The sequence below is a fragment of the Magnetospirillum sp. WYHS-4 genome, assembly GCA_039908345.1.
Taxonomy (GTDB): domain Bacteria; phylum Pseudomonadota; class Alphaproteobacteria; order Rhodospirillales; family GLO-3; genus JAMOBD01.
Window position 1 is genome coordinate 12,048 of record JAMOBD010000060.1, and the last position, 21,791, is coordinate 33,838.

Below are 21,791 nucleotides of genomic sequence, written 5' to 3' on the forward strand. Positions count from 1 at the left end.
GCATGAACATCCACGAATACCAGGCCAAGCGGCTGCTGGCCGAATTCGGCGTCGCCGTCCCCAGGGGCGAGGTCGCCTATACCCCCGCCGAGGCGGAAGCCGCCGCCAGGAATCTGGGCGGCCCGGTCTGGGTGGTGAAGTCCCAGATCCACGCGGGCGGACGCGGCGCCGGCCGCTTCCAGGACGATCCCGGCGGCAAGGGCGGCGTGCGGGTGGTCAAGTCGGTGGACGACGTGGTCGCCAGCGCCAAGGCCATGCTGGGCCACGTGCTGGTCACCAGGCAGACCGGCCCGGCGGGCAGGGAGGTCAAGCGCCTTTACATCGAGGAAGGCTGCGACATCGCCCGCGAACTGTACCTGGGCGCCCTGATCGACCGCGCCACCTCCTGCATCACTTTCATGGCCTCCACCGAGGGCGGCATGGAGATCGAGGAGGTGGCCCGCAAGACGCCCGAGAAGATCGTCAAGGTCGCCATCGACCCGGTGATGGGCATGCAGGCCTTCCATGCCCGCAAGCTGGCCTTCGGCCTGGGGCTGGAAGGCAAGCAGGTGGGGGCGGCCGTCAAGTTCATGATGGCCATGTACGACGCCTTCACAGGCCTGGACGCCAGCCTGGTGGAGATCAATCCCCTGGTGGTCACCGGGGCGGGCGAGGTGATCGCCCTGGACGCCAAGATGAACTTCGACGACAACGCGCTGTTCCGTCGCAAGAAGGTGGCCGAGCTGCGCGACGCCGACGAGGAAGACCCGGCCGAACTGGAAGCCGCCAAGTACGATCTCAACTACATCCGCCTGGACGGCAACATCGGTTGCATGGTCAACGGCGCCGGGCTGGCCATGGCGACCATGGACATCATCAAGCTCTACGGCGGCGAGCCGGCCAACTTCCTGGACGTGGGCGGCGGCGCCACCCGCGAGCGGGTGACGGAAGCCTTCAAGATCATCCTCCGCGATCCCAAGGTGGAAGGGATTCTCGTCAACATCTTCGGCGGCATCATGCGCTGCGACGTGATCGCCGAAGGCGTGGTGGCCGCGGCCAAGGAGGTGAGCCTCAACGTGCCTCTGGTGGTGCGCCTGGAAGGCACCAACGTGGACCTGGGCAAGAGCATCCTGGCCCAGTCGGGCCTGCCGATCCTGTCCGCCGACAATCTTGCCCAGGCCGCCGAGACGGTGGTCAAGGCCGTGAAGGAGGCCGCATAACATGGCCGTGCTCGTCGACAAGACCACCAAGGTCATCTGCCAGGGCTTCACCGGCGCCCAGGGGACCTTCCATTCCGAACAGGCCATCGCCTACGGCACCCGCATGGTGGGCGGCGTGACGCCCGGCAAGGGCGGCACCCGGCACCTGGATCTGCCGGTGTTCGACACGGTGGCGGACGCGGTCGCCAAGACGGGGGCCAACGCTTCCGTGATCTACGTCCCGCCGCCCTTCGCGGCCGATGCCATCCTGGAAGCCATCGACGCCGGGGTCGCCTTGGCGGTCTGCATCACCGAAGGCATTCCGGTCCAGGACATGCTGCGGGTGAAGCGGGCGCTCAAGGGGTCCGGCACCCGCCTGATCGGCCCCAACTGCCCCGGCATCATCACTCCGGGCGAATGCAAGATCGGCATCATGCCGGGCCACATCCACACCCGCGGCAAGGTGGGCATCGTGTCCCGCTCGGGCACTCTCACCTACGAGGCGGTGGCCCAGACCACGGCGGCCGGGCTGGGGCAGTCGACCTGCATCGGCATCGGCGGCGATCCGATCAACGGCACAAATTTCGTCGATTGCCTGGACCTGTTCCTGGCCGATCCCGAAACCCAGGCCATCGTGATGATCGGCGAGATCGGCGGCTCGGCCGAGGAGGACGCGGCCGAATTCCTCAAGCGGTCCAAGGTCAAGAAGCCGACCGTGGGCTTCATCGCCGGCATGACGGCCCCGCCGGGGCGCCGCATGGGCCATGCCGGGGCCATCATCTCGGGCGGCAAGGGGACGGCGTCCGACAAGATCGAGGCCATGCGGAGCGCCGGCATCCACGTCGCCGATTCTCCCGCCGCCATCGGCAGTACGATGTTGAAAGTCCTGAAGGGCTGAGCCATATGGGAGAGGGAGCCCGCCGAAGGATGGGGGATATGGATGGCCAAGGTGGAACTGCTGGACACATTCGTCATCGGCCATCCCCGCATCGACGCGGACCATCAGAAGCTGATCGATCTGGTCAACCAGCTGGACGATGCCGTGACCAACGGCGAGTTGAAGTCCTGCAAGGTGCTGTTCGACGACTTCATCGAGGCGGCCCGCGACCACTTCGCCCGCGAGGAACAGGTTCTCAGGGCGGCCGGTTTCCCTCGGCTCACCCAGCACTGCGTCTACCACTGGGGCCTGTTGCAGCGGGCCCATTCGGTGCGCCGGATGTGCGGCGACATGACCGACATGGCGGACATCCGCGACTGCTTCGACAGCCTGGTTTCCTTCATGGTCGACGACGTCATCCTGGGGGACATGGACTTCAAGTCCTTCCTCCAGGAACGCGGTTTGGCACGCCACTGAGCCCCTCTCTTCCATCCTCCATTCCAGGGAAGGCGGGGACTCGCATCCCCGCCCACCATCGTCATGGCTGAAACACTGGACAGTTTCCTTTCCGGCACCAACGCCACCTTCATGGCGGAACTCTACGCCCGCTACCTGGACGACCCCGGCGCCGTCGATCCGAGTTGGAGTTCCTTCTTCGACGGCCTGCACGACGATGCCCGCGCCCTGCTGGACGACATGCAGGGCGCCAGTTGGGCGCCGTCGGACCGGACGGTGATCGGGCGTGCGACGGCGGGCGCTTCGCTTTCCGACCTGGCAGGGGGCACCGCGCCCCTGCAGCCGGCCGGCGCCGCCGCCCGCGGCATCCGCGACGCGACGCGGGATTCGTTGCGTGCCCTGATGCTGATCCGCAGCTACCGGGTGCGCGGCCACCTGATCGCCCGCTTCGATCCCTTGGGCCTGGAAGGCAACGCCTACCATCCGGAACTGGACCCGAAGACCTATGGCTTTGCCGAAGCCGACATGGACCGGCCGATCTTCATCGACCACGTGCTGGGCCTGGAAAGCGCCACCTTGCGCGAGATCATGAAGGTGCTGAAAGGGACCTACTGCGGGTCCATCGGCGTCGAGTTCATGCATATCCAGGACCCGGACGAGAAGGCCTGGATCCAGCGCCGCATCGAGAGCGTGCGCAACCGCACCGAATTCACCCTGAAGGGCAAGCGCGCCATCTACGAACGCCTGGTGGAAGCGGAAGGCTTCGAGCAGTTCCTCCACGTCAAGTACGTGGGCACCAAGCGCTTCGGCCTGGACGGCGGCGAATCCCTGATCCCGGCGCTGGAGCAGATCCTCAAGCGCGGCGGCCAATTGGGCGTCAAGGAGGTGGTGCTGGGCATGCCGCATCGCGGCCGGCTCAACGTGCTGGTCAACGTGATGCACAAGCCCTATGCGGCGATGATCTCGGAATTCCAGGGCAATCCGGCGAATCCGGAGGACGTCCAGGGGTCGGGCGACGTCAAGTACCATCTGGGCACTTCGTCGGATCGGACCTTCGACGGCAACGTGGTCCATCTGTCGCTCACCGCCAATCCGTCCCACCTGGAAGCGGTCGACCCCGTGGTGCTGGGCAAGGTGCGGGCCAAGCAGACCCAGCGCGGCGACATGGGCCACAAGCAAGTCATGGCCGTGCTTCTGCACGGCGACGCGGCCTTCGCCGGCCAGGGCCTGGTGCCCGAATGTCTGGGGCTATCGGAACTGAAGGGCTACAGGACCGGCGGCACCATTCACATCATCGTCAACAACCAGATCGGTTTCACCACGGCGCCCAAGTATTCGCGCTCTTCGCCCTATCCGTCGGACGTGGCCAAGACGATCCAGGCGCCCATCTTCCACGTCAACGGCGACGATCCGGAAGCGGTGGTGCACGTGGCCCGCATCGCCATGGAATTCCGCCAGGAATTCGGGCGTGACGTGGTCATCGACATGTTCTGCTACCGGCGCCACGGCCACAACGAGGCCGACGAGCCCATGTTCACCAACCCGGTGATGTACCGGACCATCGCCAAGCATCCGACCACCTGCCGGATCTACGGCGGCCAACTGGTGGAGGAAGGGGTGCTGACCCGCGAGGAGGCCGACGGCATCGTGGCCGACTTCCGTGCCCGCATGGACGAAGCCTACGATGCCGGGCGCAGCTACCGTCCCAACAAGGCGGACTGGCTGGAAGGCAAGTGGATGGGCCTGGTGCAGTTGACCGGCGAGGAGGAACTGCACGAGTTCGAGACCGCCGCCCCCATGGACCTGCTGCGCGAGGTGGGACGGGTGATTTCGGAGGCGCCCAAGAACTTCGTCCTCAATGCCAAGATCGCACGTCAACTCGAAGCCAAGCGCCAGATGATCGAGACCGGCCACGGCGTCGACTGGGGCACCGCCGAGGCCCTGGCTTTCGGTACCCTGCTGACGGAAGGCAATCCGGTCCGCCTGTCGGGCCAGGACTGCGGGCGCGGCACCTTTTCCCACCGCCATGCGGTGCTGGTCGACCAGGAGAACGAGGAACGCTACATTCCGCTCAACAACATCCGGCCCGGCCAGGCCCATTTCGAAGTCCTGGACAGCCCGCTGTCGGAAGCCTCCGTGCTCGGCTTCGAGTACGGCTATTCGCTGAGCGACCCGCAGACCCTGGTGTTGTGGGAAGCCCAGTTCGGCGACTTCGCCAACGGCGCCCAGATGATTATCGACCAGTTCATCTCGTCGGGCGAGTCCAAGTGGCTGCGCCTGTCGGGCTTGGTCATGCTGCTGCCGCACGGCTACGAGGGCCAGGGGCCCGAGCATTCCTCGGCGCGACCGGAACGCTACCTGCAACTCTGCGCCGAAGACAACATGCAGGTCTGCAACCTGACCACCCCGGCCCAATATTTCCACGCGCTCAGGCGCCAGTTGCGGCGGAACTTCCGCAAGCCGCTGGTGATCTTCTCGCCCAAGTCCCTGTTGCGCCACAAGCTGGCGGTTTCCGAACTGGGCCTGATGGGGCTGGGCACCGAATTCCACCGGGTGCTGCCCGAAATGGATCGCTTGGTTCTGGACAAGAACATCAAGCGCGTCGTGCTTTGCTCCGGCAAGGTCTACTACGACCTGCTGGAGGCGCGCCGGGGCCAGGGCATCAAGGACGTGGCGATCGTGCGCATGGAACAGCTCTATCCCTGGCCGCGCCAAAGCCTCCTGCAGCAGCTCGCCCGCTATCCCAACGCGGAAGTGGTCTGGTGCCAGGAGGAGCCCGCCAACATGGGCTATTGGACCTTCGTCTATCCGCGCATCGAGAACATCCTGGACGACCTGGACGGCAAGGCGCGGCGGCCGGTCTATGCCGGGCGCAAGGCCTCGGCTTCGCCGGCCACCGGCCTGCTGAAGACCCACAAGGTGGAACAGGGGGGCCTGTTGAGCCAGGCCCTCGAGGCTCCGCTCGAGACCATCCCGCAACCCTTCCGGCGCATCGAGCGCTGAACGACGGACGAGGACGACATGGCGACGGAAATCAAGGTACCCTCCCTGGGCGAATCGGTAGCCGAGGCGACCGTGGCGAAGTGGCTGAAGGCGGCGGGCGACGTCATCGCCGCCGACCAGCCCCTGGTCGAGTTGGAAACCGACAAGGTGACGGTGGAGGTCAACGCGCCCTGTGCCGGCGTGCTCGCCGAGATCCTGGCTCCGGTCGGGGCCGAAGTGGCGGTGGGGGCCCTGCTGGGCCGCATCGCCGAAGGGGCCGGCGCCGCCGCTGCCCCGGCGCCGAAGAAGGCCGAGCCTGCCCCGGCCCCCGAGCCGGCGGAGGAGGAACCCCTTTCGCCCGCGGTGCGCAAGCTGATCGACGAGAACGGCCTGAACCCGTCCGCCATTCCCGCTTCCGGCAAGGACGGCCGCTTGACCAAGGGCGACGTGCTGGCCTATCTGGAAAAGGCGGCGGCGCCCGCTCCTGCCCCGGCTTCGGCTCCGGTAGTGGTCGCTCCGGCTCCGGCCCAGTATCCGGCCCGGCCGGCCGGCCCGCGCGAGGAAAAGGTCAAGATGACCCGCCTGCGCCAGCGCATCGCCCAGCGCCTCAAGGAAGCGCAGAACACGGCGGCCATGCTGACCACCTTCAACGAAGCCGACATGACCGCCGTGATGGCGTTGCGCGCCCAGATGCAGGACTCCTTTTCCAAGAAGCACGGCGTCAAGCTGGGCTTCATGTCCTTCTTCGTGAAGGCGGCCGTGGTGGCCTTGCGCGAATTTCCGGCGGTCAACGCGGAAATCGCGGGCGACGAGATCGTCTACAAGAACCACTACGACATCGGCGTCGCGGTGGGCACCGAACAGGGCCTGGTGGTGCCGGTGCTGAAGGACGGCGATGCGCTTTCCTTCGCCGACATCGAGAAGGCCATCGCCGATTTCGGCAAGCGCGCCCGCGACGGCAAGCTTACCATGGAGGACCTGTCGGGCGGCACCTTCACCATCACCAACGGCGGCATTTACGGCTCCTTGATGTCGACGCCGATCCTCAATCCGCCCCAGTCGGGCATCCTGGGCATGCACAAGGTTCAGCAGCGGCCGATGGTGATGCCCGACGGCAGCATCCATGCCCGCCCGATGATGTACCTGGCGCTTTCTTACGACCACCGTATCGTGGACGGGCGCGAGGCGGTCTCCTTCCTGGTGCGGGTCAAGGAATGCATCGAAAACCCCCAGCGCATCATGCTGGATGCGTGGGCGGCGGGCCGGGCGGCTATGTGGCGGCCATCAAGGCGGCGCAGAAGGGACTCAAGGTGGCCTGCGTGGAAAAGCGCGGCGCCCTGGGCGGTACCTGCCTGAACGTCGGCTGCATTCCCTCGAAGGCCCTGCTCCAGTCCTCCCACCATTACGAGATGGCGGCGCACGGTTTGGCGGTGCATGGGGTACAGGTGGGCAAGCCGGTCCTCGACTTGGCGGCCATGATGAAGCGCAAGCAGTCGGTGGTTTCCGGTCTCACCAAGGGGATCGAGTTCCTGTTCAAGAAAAACAAGGTCGACTACGTGGTCGGCGCGGCGACGCTTCAGGATGCCGGCACGGTCACGGTCGGCGACAAGACCCTGAAAGGCCGCAACATCGCGATTGCCACCGGTTCCGACGTGGCGCCGCTGCAGGGCGTCGCCATCGACGAAAGGCGCATCGTCAGTTCGACGGGGGCGCTCGCCCTGGAAACGGTGCCCGGCCATCTGGTGGTGGTGGGCGCCGGGGTGATCGGCCTGGAACTGGGCTCGGTCTGGCGGCGTCTGGGCGCCGAGGTCACCGTGGTCGAGTTCATGGACACCATCCTGCCCGGCATGGACCTGGACGTTCGCAAGACCATGCAGCGCAGCCTGGAAAAGCAGGGTCTCAAGTTCCGCCTGTCCCACAAGGTGGCATCCGCCAAGGCGGGCAAGGACGGCGTGACCCTGTCCGTCGAACCCAGGGACGGCGGCGGCGCCGAGGCCCTGAAGGCCGACGTGGTGCTGGTGGCCATCGGCCGCCGGCCCTACACGGAAGGCCTGGGCCTGGACAAATTGGGCGTCGAGATGGACCCGCGCGGCTTCGTCAAGGTGGACAGGCAGTTCCGCACCAACGTTCCCGGCATCCATGCCATCGGCGACGTGATCGGCGGGCCCATGCTGGCCCACAAGGCGGAAGACGAAGGCGTGGCCCTGGCTGAGATCCTGGCGGGCGGCAAGGCGCATGTGGACTACAACACCATTCCCGGCGTGGTCTACACCCACCCCGAAGCGGCCTCGGTGGGGCGCAGCGAGGACGCCCTGAAGCGGGACGGCGTCGCCTACAAGGCCGGCAAGTATCCTTTCTCGGCCAACAGCCGGGCCTTGGCCAACGGCGATGCGGAAGGCTTCGTCAAAGTGCTGGCCGATGCCAGGACCGACCGGCTGCTGGGCGTGCATATCGTCGGGCCCAACGCCGGCGACCTGATCCAGGAGGCGGTATCGGTGATGGAATTCGGCGGCGCCGCCGAGGACATCGCGCTCACCTGCCATGCCCATCCCGGCCTGGCCGAGGCGGTGCGCGAGGCCGCCATGATGGCGGCCTCGGGCAAGGCCATCCATATGTGACTCGTTGGCCGGTATCGAGCGGCCATTGCGGCCGCGGCCTACTCCTTCCTCGGCATCCGGGTCAGGGCGATGTCCACCCACGACGGCGGCAGGACCATCATCAGCCAGGCGACCAAGGCCATGGGCCGGGGGAAGGTGATGCGGCCCCGGTCGCGAGCCAGGCCCCGGCGGATGATGCGGGCCGCCTTGACGGCATCCATGAAGAACGGCATGGGAAAGCGGTTCTGCGCCGTGATGCGGCTTTCCACGTAGCCGGGGCAGATGACCGACACCCGGATGCCTTCGGGGGCGAGGCTGCCGCGCAGGGCCTCCCCATAGGCCTTCACGGCCGCCTTGCTGGCCGAATAGGCCGGCGCGTTGGGCAGGCCCCGGTAGCCGGCGATGGAACTGACGATGGCGATCTGGCCGCGCCGGCGCCGGCGCATGGGGATCAGGACCGGCCAGACGGTGTTCAGCACCCCGGCCATGTTGACGGCGAAGATTTCCCGCGTCCGCGTTTCCTCGTCCGCGGCGGCGGCCTCGCTGGTGCCGCCCGAGACGCCCGCGTTGGCGATCGCCAGATCGAGAGGGTGGCCGGCGGCCTCGATGGCTTCCACCCAGGCGCCCATGGCGGCGCGGTCGCGCACGTCGGCGATGCGGGCATCCACCTCCGCCCCCTTGCGCCGACACCTTTCCGCCACCGCCTCCAGCCGCTCGCGGCTGCGCCCGGAAAGGGCCAGGAACACGCCGGGCGCCGCGTATTCGAGCGCCAGGGCCTCGCCGATGCCGCTGGACGCGCCGGTGATGAGGATGGACTTGGGCGTCTTCATGAGAGGCTTATACCAGACGCCCGATTGCGGTATAAGGTCCGCCATGTCCATCGTCAGCATGACCGGCTTTTCGCGCATCCAGGGCCACGACGGCCATGTCTCCTGGACCTGGGAGGCGCGTAGCGTCAACAGCAAGGGCCGCGAGGTCCGTTGCCGCCTGCCCACCGGCTTCGATACCCTGGAAGCCATGGCCCGCGAGCGCGCCAACGGCCGCTTCCAGCGCGGCAACATCAATATCGGCTTGACCCTGCACCGCATCCAGTCAGCCTCGGGCTATCGCATCAACACCGACCTTCTCGACCGCTTGGTGGGCCTGCTGCCCCATCTGCGCACCAAGGTCCCCAACGCCACGCCGCCCACCCTGGACGGGCTGCTGGCCGTGCGCGGCATCGTCGAGCCCATCGAGGAAGAGGATTCGGAGGAAGCCCGCGCCGCCCTGGAAAAGGCGCTGCTGGTCGACCTGGACCGGGCCTTCGAGGCGCTTGCCGCCATGCGGGCCGCCGAGGGCGCCAATCTGAAGGCCGTGCTGGACGGCCTGTTGGACCGCATCGAAGACTTGCGCAAGGCCTCCGAAGGCTGTGCCGCCGCCCAGCCGATGGCGGTGCGCGACCGGTTCCTCGCCCGCCTGAAGGACCTGATGGCGGGCAGTCCGCCGTTGTCCGAGGAACGTCTCGCCCAGGAGATCGCCCTGCTGGCCGGCAAGGCCGACGTGCGCGAGGAACTGGACCGCCTGGCCGCCCACGTGGATCAGGCGCGCGGCCTGTTGGCCGGGGGCGGGGCGGTGGGCCGCAAGCTTGACTTCCTGTGCCAGGAATTCAACCGCGAGGCCAATACGTTGTGCTCCAAGTCGGGAGACGTGGAACTGACGCGCATCGGCCTTGACCTGAAGGCGACCATCGAACAGTTTCGCGAGCAGGTCCAGAACATCGAGTGAAGGGAGCGGATATGGACGTGGCGGAAGGCATTTCCAGGCGCGGATTGATGCTGGTGCTGTCCTCGCCCTCGGGGGCGGGCAAAAGCACCATTTCCCGTGAATTGCTGGCCCGGGAAACCAACCTGCGCATGTCGGTTTCCGCCACCACCCGCGCTCCCCGTCCGGGCGAGGTGGACGGCAAGGACTACTTCTTCATCGACGAAAAGCGCTTCCATGCCATGGCGGCAGGCAAGGAATTCCTCGAACAGGCCCGCGTGTTCGACAATTTCTACGGCACGCCGCGCCAGCCGGTGGAAGTGGCCCTGCAGGCCGGCCACGACGTGCTGTTCGACGTCGATTGGCAGGGCACCCAGCAGTTGGGGGACAATGCCCGCGACGATCTGGTCAGCATCTTCATCCTGCCCCCCAGCCATGCCGAACTGGAACGTCGCCTGCGCGCCCGCGCCCAGGATACCGACGAAGTCATCCGCAAGCGCATGTCCAAGGCGGCGGCGGAAATGAGCCACTACCGGGAATACGACTACATCGTGGTGAACCGGGTGGTGGAAGAAAGCGTCGCCCAGGTCCAGGCCATCCTGACCGCCGAACGCCTGAAGCGCGACCGCCAGGTCGGCATCCGCGACTTCGTCACCCGGCTGTGCGAGGGCGGCTGAATCCTATCGGGGGATGAACCCCAGGCCCGGCAGTTCGGGAAGGCGGAGAGTTCCGTTCTCGACGGCCGGGGCTTGGCCGACGTCTTCGGCCAGCCAGGACGACGTCGATAGGCCATGGGCCAGGGTGCCGTCGATGTCGATGGCCGCCGCCACCTGGCAGGCCGCCAGGACGCCGACGGCGGAATCGAGGGCGGTGGTGACCACCGCTTCCATTCCCGCCGCGCGCGCCCGGTGGCCCAGGAAACGGGCGAGGCCCAGGCTGCCCAGTACCGCCGGCTTGAGCACCAGGCGCTTGACCGGCCGCGCCGCGATCACCGCTTCCGGACCCAGCCGGATCAGTGATTCGTCGAGCGCGATGGCGAAGGGGGCGGCGTCCTGCAAGGCGGCGAGCGTCACCATGTCGGCGGTGGCGCAGGGCTCTTCCAGCGCCTCGATGGGCAGATCCGCCAGGTCCGCGATGGCGGTCCGGGTCTGTTCGGCGGTCCAGGCGCCGTTGGCGTCCAGGCGCAACAGGGCGCCTTCGGGCAGGGCGCGCAGGCGCTCCAATTCCTCCGGCCAATCGGCGATGCCCAGCTTGACCTTGAGCACCCGGTAGCCTTCCGCCAGCAGCCCCGCCGCCCGGTCCGGCGCCCCGTCGTCCAGGCCGCCCACCACCCCGTTGACCTTCACCCGGTTGCCGGCCTGGGGTTGCAGATAGCGCCGCAGCGGCTTGTGCTTGTCCTGGGCCAGCAGGTCGATGCAGGCGGTTTCCACGGCGCAGCAGGCGGCCGGGTTCCGCGGCCGGCGGTGTACCAGTCCGGCCATCAGGCCCTGAACGGGACCGCCCCGGAAACCGCCCCGCATCTCCTCCAGCGCGGCGAGGGCCTCGGCCGCGGTTTCGGTGCCGTGGCCGGGCAGGGGGGCGCAGTCGCCGAATCCCACCGGGCCTTCGGCGGTGTCCAGGCGCACCAGGAAGCCTTCGCGGTGGGTCACGGTGCCGCGTGCGCTCCGCCAGGGCCGGCGCAGCGCCAGACGGTAGGGCAGGATGGCGAAGGCGGAGACGAAGGGCATCAGGGGCGCCGGGGGAAGCGGCCGAAATCGGGGCGGCGCTTTTCCAGGTAGGCCCGGTGGCCTTCCTGGCCCTCGTCGGTCATGTAGAACAGGGCGGTGGCGTTGCCGGCCAGTTCCTGGATGCCCGCCAAGCCATCCGTATCGGCATTGAAGGCCGATTTCAGCACCCGCAGCGCGGTGGGCGAGAGCTCCAGCATGCGGCGGCACCAGGCGACGGTTTCCGTCTCCAGGTCGGCCAAAGGCACCACGGCGTTGACCAGACCCATTTCCAGCGCTTCGCGGGCATCGTACTGGCGGCAGAGGAACCAGATCTCCTTGGCCTTCTTCAGGCCCACCGTGCGGGCCATCAATCCGGCGCCGAAGCCGCCGTCGAAGCTGCCGACCCGGGGGCCGGTCTGGCCGAAGCGGGCGTTGTCGGCGGCGATCGTTAGGTCGCAGACCAGATGCAGCACATGCCCGCCGCCGATGGCATAGCCCGCCACCATGGCGATCACCGGCTTGGGCAGGCTGCGGATCTGGCGCTGCAGGTCCAGCACGTTCAGGTGGGTGGTGCCGGATGCGTCCCTGTAGCCGTCCTCGCCCCGCACCCGCTGGTCGCCGCCGGAACAGAAGGCCTTGTCCCCGGCCCCCGTGAGGATGATGGCGCCGACTTCCGGGTCCAGGTGGGCTTCCTGGAAAGCGCGGATCAGTTCCTGGACCGTCTCGGGCCGGAAGGCGTTGCGCACCTCGGGGCGGTTGATGGTTATGCGGGCGATGCCCTCCAGGCGGTGGTAGAGCACGTCGCGAAAGCCCAGGTCGGTGCGTTCGGTCCAGTCCATGGCGGGTTCCTCGTCAAAGGGCGTCGACGGCGGCGGCGACGGCCGCCCAATAGGCCTTGTGGGAGGCGACGCTTCGCTCCCGGTCGATGGCGACTTCCAGCAGATGGACGCCGCCCCTGTCGATGGCCTCGTCCAGGGCGGTGGCGAACTCGGCACCGGTGGCGGCGGAGCGATAGGGCAGGCCATAGAGCCCCGCCACCTTGCCCAGGTCGATGCCGGTGGGGGTCAGCCAGTGGTCGGCGAAGCCGGGCAGGCGAGCCTGGGGCAGGTACTCGAAGATGGCGCCGCCGCCGTTGTTGGGCACGGCGACGACCGCATCCAGGCCGCCGTCGCGGGCCATCAACAACCCGTTCATGTCGTGGTAGAGGGCGAGGTCGCCGATCAGGCCCACCGCCGGCCCATGAGCCGCCGCAAGGCCCAGCAGGGTGGAAACGCTGCCGTCGATGCCGCTGGCGCCCCGGTTGGCCGTCAGCACGGGGCCGGCGGGGCCCTTGCCGGAAAAGGCATCTACTTCGCGCACCGGCAGGGAGTTGCCGCAAAACAGCAGCCCGGCGGTGGATGTCGCCGCCTGCACCATGTCGCGTTCGGCGATGGGGAAGGCGTCCGCCAGCCGCGTCGCGACGGCGTCCGCTTCCTGGAAGCGCTCCAGCCAGCCGGATGGGGCCGGGGGCGTGTCCGCCAGGGCCCGGCAGACCGCTCCCGCCCCGGCGCGCAGCATATGGGTCGCCCGCCGCACCGGATCGGACCAGCTTCCCCGGTCGTCGACGACGATGAATTCCGCTGCCCCGCAGCCGGCCAGGAAGCGCAGCAAAGGCTTGGACACCGGCGCCCCGCCGAAGGACAGCACCCAGTCGGGCCTCGATCCGGCGACGAACCTTTCGCCCCGCGCCCAGGCGTCGTAGCGGACCATCACCGGTTCCAGGTCATGGCTGCCGAAGCGCAGGCCCGACAGGGGGTCGGCCAGCACGGGTACCCTCAGCGTCCGGGCGAGTTCCGCGACATCGGCGGCAGGTGGGGCCGGATTGCCGGCGCAGACGATGACGCCCCGGCCGCGCAGTTCCGGCACCTCGGCCGGCATGGCAGGGGGAAGGGATAGACGAGGCACGGCGACGGAGGCGAGCGCCGGCATGCCATCGGGCACCAGCGGCTCGCGGAAGGGCAGGTTGATATGCACCGGGCCGGGCAGGGGCCAGAGCGCCCGGTCGACCGCCCGGGCGGCAAGGTTGGGTAGGGCGGCCAGCGCTTCCCCGTCGGGAACCGGAAGGCCCAGGAAGGCCCGGACATGAGCCCCGAACAGGCGGGTCTGGTCCAGGGTCTGGTTGGCGCCGCAGTCCTGCATCTCGGGCGGACGGTCGGCCGACAGCAGAAGCAGCGGCACTCCGGCCTGGCTGGCTTCGATGACTGCCGGATACCAGTGGGCCGGCGCGCTGCCCGAGGTGGCGACCAACGCCACCGGGGCGCCGGTCCCCTTGGCCAGACCCAGGGCGAAGAAGGCGGCGCAGCGTTCGTCGACCTGGACCCAGGTCTTCAGCCCTTCGGTGGCCCGGGAGGCCAGGACCAGGGGCGTGGAGCGCGAGCCGGGCGAGATGACGGCATGGCGGACGCCCAGGTCGGCCAACGCCGCCGTCAGGGTGGCGGCCCAGCGGAAGTTCAGATCAGCGGCCATCGGGCGCTCCGCCCAGGGCATCCAGCATGGTGGCGAGCTTGAGTTCGGTTTCCGCCAGTTCGGCCTTCGGGTCCGAACCGGCGACGATACCGGCCCCGGCCGACAGAATGGCCGTGTCGCCGTTCAAGGCGGCGCAGCGGAGCACCACGGCGATGTCGCCGTCGCCCTCCGCGTCGACCCATCCGATGCCCCCGGTGTACCAGCCGATCCGCCGCTCGCCCTCGTGGGCAAGCCAGTCCATGGCGACCCGGTAGGGGCTTCCGCCCACCGCCGGGGTGGGATGCAGTCGGGCCGCCAAGTCCAGCAGCGACACGCCGGGCCGCGCGCGGCCCGTCACCGGCGTCCAGAGGTGCTGCAACGACGAAAGCCGCAGCAGGCGCGGATGGGGCGGGTAGTCCAGTTCCTCGCAGACCGGGCGCAACGCCGAGAGAATGGCGTCGGCCACCAGACGGTGTTCGTGGCGGTCCTTCTCGTCGGGCCGGGAGGATGGGCCCAAAGGCAGGGTGCCTGCCAAGGCGTCGCTGCGCACCTGCCTTCCCTCCAGGGCGACCAGCCGTTCCGGCGTCGCGCCGACGGCGGTGACCGAATCGTCGGCCAGAGCGAAGAGAGTGCAAGCGCCATGGCGCTCCGCCAGGCGGTCCATGATGACCGAAGGTTCGAAGGGCCGATCCGCCACCACCCGCAGGCGCCGGGTCAGGACCACCTTATCCAGCCGTCCGGCGCGGATATCGGTCAGGGCCCGCCCGACCCGCGCCAGCCAGACGGCATCTTCGGGTTCGCTGTCCAGGCGCCGCAGGGGACCTGCGGGCGAGCGATCGGGGACCCGGGTCAGCCGGTCCATCACTTCGGCCGCCCCCGCAATCCAGGAATCGGCGATGGCTTCCGCCGACCGGCGCCCGCCCGGCCGGGCGGTGAAGGTGAAGGCCGTAGTTCCCCCATGGTTCTGGAGCAGCACGGCGGGCACCACGATCTCCGCCTCGGGCAGCAGGTCGATGGCGGTCAGTCCGCCGCCCGCGGCGAAGGAGAATCCGACGAAGGCTCGGGGCCGCAAGCCGGTGGCTGCCGGGTCCCCATGCCGCCAGGCCTCCCCGGCCCGGGCCAGGAAATCGGCCAGGGCGCCGAAGCGGCCGGGGCCGCGCGCGCGCAGCTTGGCCGCCTGGCGATGGCCCAGCAGGGCCAAACCCTCCGAAGGCCGCGCGAGAAAGCGGAAATCGGTCAGGCCGGCGGGAACCTTCGGCACCAAGCCGGCCGGCGCGGGAAGGGTCAGACTGACCAATCCCTCCTCGCGGTCGGCCAGGATGTCCAGGGCCTGCTGGCGGGCCTGGTCGAGGAAGGGAGGATGGCGGCGGACGGCTCGGACGGACATCGGGGCTCGGGGTTCCCAGGAAGGCGATGGCCCGAGAACTAGCACGAGTCGGCCAAAGAGGAAATCGACCCCGGAAAACCCTATCCGATGGCGACGATGGCGAGGGTCTGACGATGGGCGGCGGCACGCCTTGCCCGCGGACTGCGGAAGCGGATCGGTTCCTTGATGTCGCGAAGAATCGCCGGGGCCTGCTCGCGGCCCTCCAGCCACAGGCGGCGGAGTTCGTTCCAGGTGGTGTCCAGCGATCCGTTCTTGGTCATGGGGGCCTCTCCGTCGTTCTTTCGGGAAGGCTACCCCGGCGGGCATCCGGATTCAGTGATCGCCGACACAGGAAGAGCTTCAGTGCCGTCCATCGAGGCGCTGGGCCAGCAATTCCAGCTTGGACATGTCGGGGATGGTGACCGAGCGCCCCTTCTTGACCATGATTCCGCCGCGAATCAGTTCGCCCAGGATGCGGGCCACGGTCTCGCGAGTGGTGCCGATGCGGCTGGAGATGGTGGCCTGGGTGGGAATGGGATAGATATCGAAGGCTCCCGCCACCGCCTGGCTGGGCTTGGCCATGCGCATCAGTTCGCTACAGACCCGCTGGTGGGCGCTGAGTGTCGTGAAATCCATCAAACGTTCGGTGGAGCGCCGGATGATGGCGGTCAGGCGCCGCATGATCTGCGCGCCGATGGCCGGGTGGGATTCCAGCAGGCGCTGGAAGCTCACCGGATTGAGGGAAGCCAGTTCGCAGTCGCTGGCGGCGGTCACCGCAGCCGACCGCGCCTCGCCGTCGATGGCCGCCACCTCGCCGAAGTGGTCGCCCGGCCCGATCTCGGCGAACGAGATTTCCTTGCCCGCCAGCGAATAACCGGTCACCGTCACCCGTCCGTCGACCACGAACATGATGTCCCGGTTGTCGCTGTCCTTGTCGAAGATGAGCTGGCCCTTGGAGAACTTCTGCCAGCGGCATTCCTTGGCCAGCGCGAGGCGCTCGGCGGCGGGCATGCCGGCCAACAGGGCGATCCTCCCCAAGGCATCCCTTCCGGTTTCGGTCATGGCGGAATCCCCCTTGCTTCCCTGAAGCGAGTTTGGAAGACCCGGGCCGGCAGCGCAAGAGAGAAGGGGCCGTCACAACCCGCCATGCCGCTATTGTTGCTGCCACGGGCGCGTATCGCCCCGGCCCTCGCCCCGAACGCGCGGCCGCAGGTCTATGAGGGGCCGGTCGGAAAGTGCTACAAGGACCCATCGGCGATGACCAGGAAACGGATTCCGACATGACGACCGACGACCGCGAGACCCTCGCCCGGCAGGCCTACGAAAGGGCCTTCGACCTCGACGCCAAATACGGCTGTTGTCCCCAATGCGTGCTCACCGCGGTGAAGGAAGCCGTCGGCGGCGTATCCGACGACCTTATCAAGGCCAGCCACGGCCTGTCGGGCGGCGGCGGCCTGATGGGGGCGGGGGCCTGCGGGGCCCTGACCGGCGGACTGGTGGCGTTGGGGACCCGCAAGGGCCGCGACGCCGACAAATTGGACAAGGGACGCGGCATGGCCAACTTCCAGGCCGGCCGCCAACTGGTCGATCGCTTCGTCGCCGAATTCGGCGGCATCACCTGCGGGGACCTGCAGAAAAGATTCACCGGCCGGACCTGGGACTTCTGGAAGCCCGAGGAATACAAGGGCTTCACCGAAGCCCGCCGCGACGAGTGCGCCCGCGCCACCGGCTTGGTCACCAAGTGGGTGGTCGAGATGCTGTGATACCGGTCAACCCTCGAAATGACTTGTTGGCCGGTATAGAGCGGCCATTGCGGCCGCGGCCAAGCCGCAGGAGGCGGCGCCCGGCGAGGGACAAGAAAAAATGCCAACCGGTCAAGTCATTGGCCGGTTGGTATGACGCGGGAGCCGCGATATCCGGCGGCTCCCGCGACCCGGGACTACTTGACCTTCTTGGACGGCACCAGGATGGTGGCCTCGCCCACCAGGACGGGCTTGCCCTTCACGGAGCAGATGGTCTCCAGTTCGCAGAACTTCTTTTCCGGAATCAGCTTGCGGATGGTCGCCCGCGCCATCACCGTGTCGCCCGACTTGACCGGGCCCTTGAATTTCAAGGTCTGGCTGACGTAGATGCAGCCGGGCCCCGGCAAGCGGGTGCCGATCACGGTCGAGATGAAGCTGGCCGTCAGCATGCCGTGGGCAATGCGGCCCTCGAACATGGTCTCGGCGGCGAACTCGTGATTCAGGTGCACCGGATTGATGTCCCCGGAAATGCCGGCGAACAGCACGATGTCGGCATCGGTGACCGTCTTGCCGTAAACGTCCGTCATGCCTTCCTTCAGGTCCTCGAAATAGTACCCGTGGAGTTCCTCGTTCTCGGTCATGGGTTCGGCCATCGGCTGTTTCCTTCCATTTCCCGCCGTTTCGGTGTATTGTGCGATGCATATACTGCACCGCAATAATACCGCCGGGGACAGGTAGGCACAAGGGAGACCTTCCCATGGAATACATCGAAAATCGGACCTTCGACGAAATCCGCGTCGGAGACTCGGCCAGCGTGGTCCGCACCCTCTCGCAAGAGGACATCGAGCTGTTCGCCGTCATGTCGGGCGACGTCAATCCGGCCCACCTGGACGAGGAATACGCGAAAAGCGACATGTTCCAGAAGATCATCGCCCACGGCATGTGGGGCGGTGCGCTGATTTCGACGGTGCTGGGGACCAAGCTGCCGGGGCCGGGCACCATCTACCTGGGCCAGACCCTGAAGTTCAAGCGGCCGGTGGGCGTCGGCGACACGGTGACCGTCACCGCCACGGTGGTCGAACGGGACGACGACAAGAAGCGCCTGGTGCTGGACTGCACCTGCGTCAACCAGGACGGCAAGCCGGTGATCGAGGGCCAGGCGACCGTCATCGCCCCTACCGAGAAGGTGCGCCGGCCACGGCCGGAACTGCCCGAGGTGCTGCTGTGGGATCGCGGGGCCCGTCTGAAGGCCATCGTCGAACGGGCCCTGGGGCAGGAACCGATTCGCGCCGCCATCGTCCATGCGGTGCGCGGCCCGTTGCTGAAGGACGCCCTGGAGGCGGCTCGCATCGGCCTGATCCGCCCGGTGCTGGTGGGACCCGAGGCCCGCATCCGCGCCGCCGCCGAAGCGGAAGGCATCGACATCAAGGGCGTGGAGATCGTTTCCACCCAGCACAGCCACGAAGCCGCCGCCCGCGCCGTCGCCATGGCCCGCGCCCTGGAAGTCGAGGCGATCATCCAGAACACCCAGCCGGGCCAGTTTTCCGGCTACATCCAGGAACTGATGCTGCCGGCCGTCGAACGCCATACCGGAATCCGCACCAACCGGCGCATCAGCCACGTCTACGTCATGGACGTGCCCAACTATCCCCGTCCGCTGCTGCTCACCGACGCCCTCATCAACACCGACCCGGCCTTCGCCGACAAGCCGGACATCGTCCAGAACGCCATCGACCTGGCCCGCCTGCTGGGCATCGAGACGCCGAAGGTGGCCCTGCTGGCCGCCATCAACCGGGTCGATCCGCGCCTGCGGTCCACCATGGAGGCGGCGGCGCTCTGCAAGATGGCGGAGCGCGGCCAGATCACGGGCGGTATCGTGGACGGTCCGCTGACCTACGACACGGCGGTTTCCGAAAAGGCGGCGGAACAGAGCGGCCTGCGCTCGCCGGTGGCCGGCAAGGCCGACATCGTCGTCGCCCCCGACCTGGAAGCGGCGGAACTGCTGGCCAAGCAGCTCAAGTACCTGGCCGGCGCCCGTGAAGCCGGCATCGTGCTGGGCGCCCGCGTGCCCATCGTGCTGTTCGGCGTCGCCGACGACACGGCGTCCCATCTGGCGTCCTGCGCCCTGGCGGTGCTGGCGGCCCGAAGCAAGACGGCGTCCTGAAGCTGTGACGGTAACGGTTTTCCTGCCGCTCCGGCCTTGCTAGGATCGGGACATGGTCATTTCGCGACGGGTTGCGACGGTATTGGCATTTTTTCTCTGGCCGGCCCTGGGCTTGGCGGAGCCGCCGCGTCTAGCCCTGCCGCTCGCCTGCACGCCGGGCGAGGACTGCTGGATCGTCAACCATGTCGACCACGATCCCTCGCCGCTGTTTCGCGACTATGCTTGCGGCACGGCCGGCTACGACGGCCACAAGGGCGTCGACTTCGCCATCCGCGACAAGGAGACCATGCGCTTAGGCGTTCCGGTCCTGGCCGCCGCGCCCGGCGTGGTGAGCGGGGCGCGCGACGGCATGAAGGACGGCGAGTTCCAGGGGGCAGGCGGTCCGGAGGCGGTCAAGGGCAAGGAATGCGGCAACGGGGTCAACGTCGCCCATGCCGACGGCTGGTCCACCGTCTACTGCCACCTGTTGCGCAACAGCGTGAAGGTGAAGAAGGGGGACAAGGTGGAAGCGGGCACGCCTTTGGGCCTGGTGGGGCTGTCGGGCCAAACCGAATTCCCCCATGTCCACCTGCAAGCCATGAAGGGCAAGGAGATCGTCGATCCCTTCCGGGGGGCGGACGAGACGGGCAAGGACTGCGGGCCGGGCCGGAACGCCCTCTGGACCCCCGAGGTTCTCGACCGCCTGCCCTACCGGCCGACCGCGCTCTACCTGGCCGGCTTCGCGCCCAGCGAACCCAAGGTGGAAGGGGTGCGCGCCGGCCTCTATCACGATTCGGTCCTGCCGCTTCTGGCGCCGGCCCTGGTCTTCTGGGTCGATATCTTCAACGTGCGGGCGGGCGACGAACTGGCCATCCTGATCCAGGCGCCCGACGGGACGGACGTCATTCGCCACGCCAAGACCCTCGACAAGGACCAGGCCCGCCGCTTCGCCTTCGCCGGCGCGCCGCGCAAGAGCCTGTTCTGGAAGGAAGGGCTCTATCGCGGCGAAGCCATCCTGGCCCGCAAGGGCCAGCCGGACCTGCGCATCCGGCGCGAGGTGACGATCAAGTAGGCGGGCCATGGTCAAGCTGACACGCATCTATACCCGGGGCGGCGACAAGGGAGAGACTTCCCTGGGCGACGGCACCCGCGTGTCCAAGCGGGACTTGCGCGTCGCCGCCTACGGCACGGTCGACGAGGCCAACGCCTGTCTGGGGCTGGCGCGCCTTTCCTGCTCGCCCGAGGCCGACGCCATCCTGGGACGGTTGCAGAACGACCTTTTCGACCTGGGCGCCGATCTCTGCACCCCCGGAGAGGCGCCGGGCGCCCTGCGTATCGTCGCCGCCCAGGTGGAGCGCCTGGAACGGGAAATCGACTCCCTCAACGCCGCCTTGGCGCCCCTGGAATCCTTCGTCCTGCCGGGCGGCTGCCCGGCCGCCGGCCATCTGCACCTGGCCCGCACCGTGGCCCGGCGGGCCGAACGGCTGGTCTGCGACCTGGCGGGCCGCGAGACGGTCAACCCCGAGGCCGTCCGCTACCTGAATCGCCTGTCCGACCTGCTTTTTGTGCTGGCGCGGCATGAGAACGGGCAGGGGGCCGGCGACCGGCTCTGGCAACCAGGCGCAACCCGCTGATTCCTTGAGTTTCCCCTCCAAGTGGCCTACCCGGAGGGGGCGTTGACAGCCCCCCCGATTTCACCGTATCGTCATCTTCTTATTGTGCATTGCACAATGGAGGGGGTGCGGGCGGCCATGAAGGTCCTTGTCGCGGTCAAGCGGGTCATCGACTACAACGTGCGCATCCGCGTCAAGGCGGACGGCTCGGGCGTCGAGACGGCGGGCGTCAAGATGTCCATGAACCCCTTCGACGAAATCGCCGTCGAAGAATCGATCCGCCTCAAGGAAAACCATGGGCGCTGACCGGGCGCTGCTGATCGAAACCGAGGCCGAGATCCAGCCCCTGGCCGCCGCCCGGCTGCTGCGCGCGGTGGCGGAACGGGAACGGCCCGACCTGATCCTGCTGGGCAAGCAGGCCATCGACGACGACGCCAATCAGACCGGCCAGATGCTGGCCGGCCTGCTGGGCTGGCCCCAGGCCACCTTCGCCTCGAAGATCGACGTCGACGGCGGGCGCGCCCTGGTGACCCGCGAGATCGACGGCGGGCTGGAGACCCTGGCGGTGGCGCTGCCCGCCGTCGCGACCGCCGATTTGCGGCTCAACACGCCCCGCTTCGCCACCCTGCCCAACATCATGAGGGCCAAGAAAAAGGTCATCGAGACCGCTACCCCGGCCGGCCTGGGCGTCGATGTGGCGCCGCGCCTGACCGTCCTCAGGGTGGAGGAACCGCCCGCCCGCCAGGGCGGCGTCATGGTCGCCTCGGTGGCCGAACTGGTGGACAAGATGCGCCACGAGGCCAAGGTGATCCCATGACGGTCCTGGTGCTGGCCGAACACGACGACGCCACCCTCAAGCCCGCCACCCTGAACGCGGTCACGGCGGCCCGCCAGTTGGGCGAGGTCG

At 68.1% G+C, this 21,791-nt stretch carries 20 protein-coding genes and 1 pseudogene; 13 read left to right on the forward strand and 8 right to left on the reverse strand.

Features of this window, described 5'->3' with window-relative positions; translation table 11 throughout:
• Positions 1-2: 2 nt before the first annotated feature.
• The 6 genes from sucC (at position 3) to lpdA (ending at position 8,111) form a co-directional block, all read left to right on the forward strand.
• Positions 3-1,199: an ADP-forming succinate--CoA ligase subunit beta gene (gene sucC / locus H7841_14645; protein MEO5338112.1), complete on the forward strand. Its 1,197-nt coding sequence runs from the start codon at positions 3-5 to the stop codon at positions 1,197-1,199.
• Between the two features lies 1 nt (position 1,200).
• Positions 1,201-2,076: a succinate--CoA ligase subunit alpha gene (gene sucD, locus H7841_14650; GenBank protein MEO5338113.1), complete on the forward strand. Its 876-nt coding sequence runs from the start codon at positions 1,201-1,203 to the stop codon at positions 2,074-2,076.
• Between the two features lie 42 nt (positions 2,077-2,118).
• Complete coding sequence (locus tag H7841_14655; GenBank protein MEO5338114.1) at positions 2,119-2,532, forward strand: hemerythrin domain-containing protein; 414 nt, start codon at positions 2,119-2,121, stop codon at positions 2,530-2,532.
• A gap of 63 nt (positions 2,533-2,595) precedes the next feature.
• A complete protein-coding gene (locus H7841_14660; protein MEO5338115.1) occupies positions 2,596-5,514 on the forward strand; it encodes a 2-oxoglutarate dehydrogenase E1 component in 2,919 nt (972 codons plus the stop codon).
• 18 nt (positions 5,515-5,532) lie between these two features.
• The gene (gene odhB / locus H7841_14665) at positions 5,533-6,849 is read left to right on the forward strand and encodes a 2-oxoglutarate dehydrogenase complex dihydrolipoyllysine-residue succinyltransferase (GenBank protein MEO5338116.1); all 1,317 of its coding nucleotides are present in this window, start codon (positions 5,533-5,535) and stop codon (positions 6,847-6,849) included.
• Positions 6,744-8,111: a dihydrolipoyl dehydrogenase gene (gene lpdA, locus H7841_14670; protein ID MEO5338117.1), complete on the forward strand. Its 1,368-nt coding sequence runs from the start codon at positions 6,744-6,746 to the stop codon at positions 8,109-8,111. The genes odhB and lpdA overlap by 106 nt, the downstream gene beginning before the upstream one ends.
• Before the next feature lie 38 nt (positions 8,112-8,149).
• Here lpdA and H7841_14675 read toward each other — a convergent pair whose 3' ends face one another.
• Positions 8,150-8,920, reverse strand: a complete 771-nt coding sequence (locus H7841_14675; GenBank protein MEO5338118.1) for an SDR family NAD(P)-dependent oxidoreductase — start codon at positions 8,918-8,920, stop codon at positions 8,150-8,152.
• A 43-nt stretch (positions 8,921-8,963) separates the two neighbouring features.
• Between H7841_14675 and H7841_14680 the strand changes: the two genes are divergently transcribed.
• Entirely contained in the window at positions 8,964-9,854 is an 891-nt protein-coding gene (locus tag H7841_14680) for a YicC family protein (GenBank protein ID MEO5338119.1), read from the forward strand.
• Between the two features lie 11 nt (positions 9,855-9,865).
• A complete protein-coding gene (gmk, locus tag H7841_14685) occupies positions 9,866-10,507 on the forward strand; it encodes a guanylate kinase (GenBank protein MEO5338120.1) in 642 nt (213 codons plus the stop codon).
• A gap of 3 nt (positions 10,508-10,510) precedes the next feature.
• Here the strand turns inward: gmk and menC are convergent, their stop codons facing one another.
• The 6 genes from menC to H7841_14715 form a co-directional block, all read right to left on the reverse strand.
• Positions 10,511-11,557 carry an o-succinylbenzoate synthase gene (gene menC / locus H7841_14690; GenBank protein ID MEO5338121.1) on the reverse strand — a complete coding sequence of 349 codons (1,047 nt, stop codon included), beginning with the start codon at positions 11,555-11,557 and terminating at the stop codon, positions 10,511-10,513.
• Positions 11,557-12,375 carry a 1,4-dihydroxy-2-naphthoyl-CoA synthase gene (menB, locus tag H7841_14695; GenBank protein MEO5338122.1) on the reverse strand — a complete coding sequence of 273 codons (819 nt, stop codon included), beginning with the start codon at positions 12,373-12,375 and terminating at the stop codon, positions 11,557-11,559. The genes menC and menB overlap by 1 nt, the downstream gene beginning before the upstream one ends.
• Positions 12,376-12,388: 13 nt before the next feature.
• Complete coding sequence (menD, locus tag H7841_14700) at positions 12,389-14,041, reverse strand: 2-succinyl-5-enolpyruvyl-6-hydroxy-3-cyclohexene-1-carboxylic-acid synthase (protein MEO5338123.1); 1,653 nt, start codon at positions 14,039-14,041, stop codon at positions 12,389-12,391.
• Complete coding sequence (locus H7841_14705) at positions 14,031-15,407, reverse strand: isochorismate synthase (GenBank protein ID MEO5338124.1); 1,377 nt, start codon at positions 15,405-15,407, stop codon at positions 14,031-14,033. The genes menD and H7841_14705 overlap by 11 nt, the downstream gene beginning before the upstream one ends.
• Before the next feature lie 80 nt (positions 15,408-15,487).
• Positions 15,488-15,667 (reverse strand): hypothetical protein, encoded by a 180-nt coding sequence (locus tag H7841_14710; GenBank protein ID MEO5338125.1) that lies wholly within the window; start codon positions 15,665-15,667, stop codon positions 15,488-15,490.
• Between the two features lie 79 nt (positions 15,668-15,746).
• Positions 15,747-16,448, reverse strand: coding sequence for a Crp/Fnr family transcriptional regulator (locus H7841_14715; GenBank protein ID MEO5338126.1), 702 nt, complete (start codon positions 16,446-16,448; stop codon positions 15,747-15,749).
• 218 nt (positions 16,449-16,666) lie between these two features.
• Here H7841_14715 and H7841_14720 point away from each other — a divergent pair, with 218 nt between their 5' ends.
• Entirely contained in the window at positions 16,667-17,149 is a 483-nt protein-coding gene (locus H7841_14720) for a C-GCAxxG-C-C family protein (GenBank protein ID MEO5338127.1), read from the forward strand.
• Positions 17,150-17,325: 176 nt separating this feature from the next.
• Here the strand turns inward: H7841_14720 and H7841_14725 are convergent, their stop codons facing one another.
• Entirely contained in the window at positions 17,326-17,781 is a 456-nt protein-coding gene (locus tag H7841_14725) for a MaoC family dehydratase (GenBank protein MEO5338128.1), read from the reverse strand.
• 104 nt (positions 17,782-17,885) lie between these two features.
• Here H7841_14725 and H7841_14730 point away from each other — a divergent pair, with 104 nt between their 5' ends.
• From H7841_14730 to H7841_14745, 4 genes and pseudogenes are all read left to right on the forward strand, one after another.
• Positions 17,886-19,292 carry a bifunctional enoyl-CoA hydratase/phosphate acetyltransferase gene (locus H7841_14730; protein ID MEO5338129.1) on the forward strand — a complete coding sequence of 469 codons (1,407 nt, stop codon included), beginning with the start codon at positions 17,886-17,888 and terminating at the stop codon, positions 19,290-19,292.
• A 52-nt stretch (positions 19,293-19,344) separates the two neighbouring features.
• The gene (locus tag H7841_14735) at positions 19,345-20,343 is read left to right on the forward strand and encodes a M23 family metallopeptidase (protein ID MEO5338130.1); all 999 of its coding nucleotides are present in this window, start codon (positions 19,345-19,347) and stop codon (positions 20,341-20,343) included.
• Positions 20,344-20,350: 7 nt separating this feature from the next.
• Positions 20,351-20,905 carry a cob(I)yrinic acid a,c-diamide adenosyltransferase gene (locus tag H7841_14740; GenBank protein ID MEO5338131.1) on the forward strand — a complete coding sequence of 185 codons (555 nt, stop codon included), beginning with the start codon at positions 20,351-20,353 and terminating at the stop codon, positions 20,903-20,905.
• 117 nt (positions 20,906-21,022) lie between these two features.
• Positions 21,023-21,701 (forward strand): annotated as a pseudogene (locus H7841_14745) (electron transfer flavoprotein subunit beta/FixA family protein).
• The last annotated feature ends 90 nt before the right edge of the window (positions 21,702-21,791 follow it).